This is a genomic window from Proteiniborus sp. (assembly GCF_040308045.1).
Lineage (GTDB): Bacteria > Bacillota > Clostridia > Tissierellales > Proteiniboraceae > Proteiniborus.
The window spans coordinates 1-4,505 of record NZ_JAWRHZ010000031.1; the positions used below are offsets into that span (position 1 = coordinate 1).

At 33.3% G+C, this 4,505-nt stretch carries 3 protein-coding genes and 1 rRNA gene; 2 read left to right on the top strand and 2 right to left on the bottom strand.

Annotation, left to right across the window (positions count from 1 at the left end; genetic code table 11):
- Nucleotides 1-72: 72 nt before the first annotated feature.
- The gene (locus ABV008_RS06290; RefSeq protein WP_352418969.1) at nt 73-2,283 is read right to left on the bottom strand and encodes a S8 family serine peptidase; all 2,211 of its coding nucleotides are present in this window, start codon (nt 2,281-2,283) and stop codon (nt 73-75) included.
- Nucleotides 2,284-2,893: 610 nt separating this feature from the next.
- Here ABV008_RS06290 and ABV008_RS06295 point away from each other — a divergent pair.
- Together ABV008_RS06295 and ABV008_RS06300 are read left to right on the top strand one after the other, a co-directional pair.
- Nucleotides 2,894-4,156, top strand: a complete 1,263-nt coding sequence (locus tag ABV008_RS06295; RefSeq protein ID WP_352418970.1) for a tetratricopeptide repeat protein — start codon at nt 2,894-2,896, stop codon at nt 4,154-4,156.
- A 12-nt stretch (nt 4,157-4,168) separates the two neighbouring features.
- On the top strand, nt 4,169-4,318 hold the full coding sequence (locus ABV008_RS06300; RefSeq protein ID WP_352418971.1) for a hypothetical protein: 150 nt from the start codon (nt 4,169-4,171) through the stop codon (nt 4,316-4,318).
- 53 nt (nt 4,319-4,371) lie between these two features.
- On the opposite strand, the gene rrf is transcribed toward ABV008_RS06300, so the two are convergent.
- A 5S ribosomal RNA gene (gene rrf, locus ABV008_RS06305) occupies nt 4,372-4,488 on the bottom strand.
- Nucleotides 4,489-4,505: the final 17 nt, after the last annotated feature.

Consider the following 4,505-nt stretch of genomic DNA (forward strand, 5'->3'; position numbering starts at 1 on the left):
CGATTTTTAGCTTTCAACCCCTGACTCAGATACCTGCATGGTTAACTCTGGTATTATTGGCTATTCTGGTATTTAAGGTAACTCAGGTTGCTTAGGTATTTCTTCACCTGTGTCATTTTTATAATAAAAACTTCTTTGTAATGTAGCTTGGATATTTATTGTTCCTCCTGCTATTACATTAACATATCCAGAAGCAGAATAATATCCTGTTGCGCTTACTACCATATACTGTTGCCCTGCAGGCACATCATATACTGTGAAATATCCATTTCTATCTGCATAAGCTGTTCTTCCTCCAACAGAAACCCTTGCATTTCCTACGCCATAACCATATGTGTTTATAGCTCTTCCTGTAACTGTACCTGTTTGGGCAACTTCTTTTACCATTGTACCGTTTACTGTCAGTGTTCTATTTGCTTCTACTATTATATTTCCTGATATTGTTTGATATCCATTTGCTGTAACTACAACTTGTTGTGAACCTACTGGTATATCATTTATTGTGTAATACCCTGAATAGTTAGTTGTTGCATATAAAGATGTTCCACTTACGGATACACTTGCTCCTGATATTCCATTTCCTGTACTATAATCGGTTATTCTTCCTGTTATTGAACCTGTTTGATTTGGATCAGGTACTTGTCCTCCACCTGCTGCTCCAACTGCATTAAATGCATTTACTAATCCATAGCCATATCCCATATTAGGAGAACTTGGATAGCTATTGTCTGTTAGCGGTATTGCAGTATCTTTTATTATTGTCTCAATTTGTGATACGGTAAGATTTGGGTTTGCCTGTACCATAAGTGCTATTACTCCTGTAATATGTGGTGCAGCCATTGATGTCCCACTCCAACCCCCTTCATACCCTCTTGGAACTGATGAACGAATATTAACTCCTGGTGCAGAAATTTCAGGCTTGATTAAGTTTCTATCATATGGTGAAGGTCCTTTATAGGAGAAAGAGCCTCTTATGTTGTTGATATCGGTTGCTGCTACTGCAAAGCTTTCTGGATAGTTTGCAGGACATGCTATTGAACCCACTGGTGCATCACCTGGATAATTATAATTACCTGCTGCAAAGACTGGAACTATACCTGCAGCTCTCCAAGCTCTAACAACACCTCTAAACCAATCATTCACTTCACTTCCGCCACCCCACGAGTTGTTAATAACATCTGGTGCATTTGCAGCACTTCCACCTGGTTTAAGCATCCATTGCCCTGCGTTAATCAAATTACTGCTAGATCCTCCATCTGGACCTAGTCCTTTTGCAGCAATAAATTTAGCTCCAGGTGCTACACCTATTGCATTCCTTCCTGTTGACTCTTGTCCTAAAATAATCCCCATAACATGAGTACCATGTGGGGAAGAGCTTTCATCATAGGGAGTTGTTCTTCCTGCATAAGCATCATACCAACTTGCACTATGATTTACACTTCCCGTAGATGTATTGTATCCACGATACTTATTTTTCAATGCTGGATGGTCCCAAGTAACGCCTGAATCTATCATACCAACAACAACACCTGTGCCATCTATTCCATAAGTATTCCAAACATCATCAGCATTTATCTGTTTTATATTCCACTCTATATCTGACGGAGACGCTGCTTGAGCATTAACTATATTGTCATTTTTGATAACTTCAATCTTGCCATTGTTTTCTTGAATTCCTTCATTCTCATCTGCTCCTACAATCTCTATGCCCTTAAATATTTCTTGACTTTCTTCAAACGCCTCTACGATTTGTTCTTCATTCACGCTTTCATCAAAAAGGTATACTTTTTCATCATAATATACATATTCAACTTCATCCATTAATGCTATTTTGTCTATTATTTCTTTTGTAGCTTTTACATATGCCATGTTAACAATATAGAAAGTATCATATTCTTCTACAGTGCCCTTACTTTTTTCTTCTCCTAGATATGCTAGTAAATTTTTCTGTGTCATGTTTGCTGTATTTTCCAATGCTCCTATGACAGCCTCTCTAGCAGCAAGCTCTATTTCATGCCTATTAAGTTTTCTAGCACTTAAGCTATGAATAGTATTCTTTGATACTTCTTCTACATTTGCTTGCTCCTTAAATTTCACCATTACAGGAACTAGCTCTTCTCCTGAATTAAATTTATCTTTTATCTGTAAGGATATTTTGTTTTTTAATATCCCATCCTGTATTGCATTTCCATTATCAAAGGCTCCAGCATAAGATGTAAATGAACCTACAGCTAAAAACATAGCTAGCAAAATAGGTATTAAAGTCTTTATCTTTTTATACATCTTCACACACTCCTTTAATTTTAATTTACTTTTTTTATAAAAAATGCTTTACTTTTCCTATTATGTCTGATATAATGACCTTGGTTTGAGGGTCTTTTAACTCATTATATCGTGCTAATTAGCCGGTTTGGGTTTTGAGACCTTTTTGCTTGGAGCTCTAATAAGATACATACCTTCACCTCCCCTCACATATTTCAAGTACAAAATATGCTTATGAAAAAGAATACTCATATTCTCTACTTGCTTTTAAAATCTTCCTCCACTGAATGATTTGTTTTTATTCAACTTTGAATCTATAAAACTTATAATATATATTCCTTTTTTATAAACAATTCCCTTCTACATTAGCTAAATCCATAACTTTTAGAATGGTATGTTCACATTTCAAAATTCATCCTATTTTATTGTTTATACACAATAATTAATAAGTATAACATTTACTAAGTATAGTTTCCTATTTTTTAATGTTAGTCCATATATACTAAAACTTTCCTAGACTTGTCTAACACTATAATGTTATAATTAATTCAATCAAATAAAAAAGTAAATACATTTAACTTTAATGCTCTTTTATATTTATTAATCTAATCATGAAGGTGAGGTGTTTTTATTGCATCTACACAAGAGATTTCATAAAATAAGGGTCTTAAGGCAGATTAGTAGACAAGATTTAGCTAAAGGTATTGTTTCATATTCGCACTTATGTAATTTTGAGTCTGGGCGTCATAAACTTTCTGATGATATAATTAAGGCACTAGCAGAGAGATTAGATGTTCCTATTGAATATTTTTTAAATCATAATATTAGAAGCCGCCTGCTTAATGAGCTTTTATCTAAACTAGAATACCTCTTAAAAAATAATAGTCATAATGAAGCTGAGACCGTCATAAATAATATTGATACAAGTTTTCCTTACATAAACTCAACATTTCAAGAGATTTGCTTTTATCTATTAAAATCGTATTTTCTTTTTAAAAATCAAAAAGTTTCAGAAGCTATAAATTTGGTTACAAATGAGATAATATACTTAGTTGAAGAAAAAGATTTGAAATATTTTGCTGACCCATATTTTGTAGAAATATATCATTATGTCCTAGCAATAACCCATCTCCACAAAAAAGAATATGTCAAATGCTATGATACTTTTCTAAAATACCTGAATTGTACCTCGAGTAATCTATCAAAAGCTGATGCGTACTACAATCTAAGCGTTTCTTCATATAGAATTGGCCATCTCTCAAATGCTATTTCATTTGCTAAGGAAGCCCTTGAAATATATCTTAATGAGCTAGCTTGGGAAAAAATCTTTAGTACTCATAATCTTTTGGGATCATTATATTTAGAAGATAGGCAATTAGATATAGCAGATAATCATCTTATAAAGGCATTAAATATAGCAAAAAAAATAAATATGAATGAATTACTTGAAAAAATTTATCATAACCTAGGGTTACTATACAAATCACTTAATAACTATGATAAAGCCTTAGAGTATTTTTATATGAGCCTAGAGCTAAAAAAGCAATCAAGCAATAATCTGAATATTACCTATTATGCGATTATTAATATATACATTAAAAAACTAGATATAAAAAGAGCTGAAGATATCTTATTAGAAGCTCAAGCCATATGTACTAGTGAAAGCGACTATTATTTCTGTAAAGAGCTATCTGCTTCAATCTACTTTCATAAAGGGGAATTTCATCTATATGAGACCTATATGGAGGAAGCCTTTGATTACTTTTATAAAGTTAAAAACAAGAAAGAAGTATGCTACATTTGTAATAACCTAGGAGAGTATTATAAAGGCTTAAGAAAATATAAGAAAGCATGTTATTTTTATCAGAGTGCTTTCGATATTTTAAAAATATAGGAGGGGAGTAGTATGAAAAAAATTAAGCCAATACTAATGATAAGCTTTGTAATATCTTTTGTAATTATCAGCAGTGGCATTGTCTTTGCTGATAATTGTTCAGAGCCAGACATTTTTGAATATCATAGTAGACCAATAGTACATGAGTTGTTGCAATACTAAAAAAGAAACAAAACCCAGTTTATTATAAACTGGGTTTTGTTTCTTTATAAAAAATCCAGCGACGTCCTACTCTCCCAGGCGGTCTCCCACCAAGTACCATCAGCGCTGAAGGGCTTAACTTCTGTGTTCGGTATGGGAACAGGTGTGACCCCTTCGCTATTGTCACTGGATGCTTGCCCTAACCCGA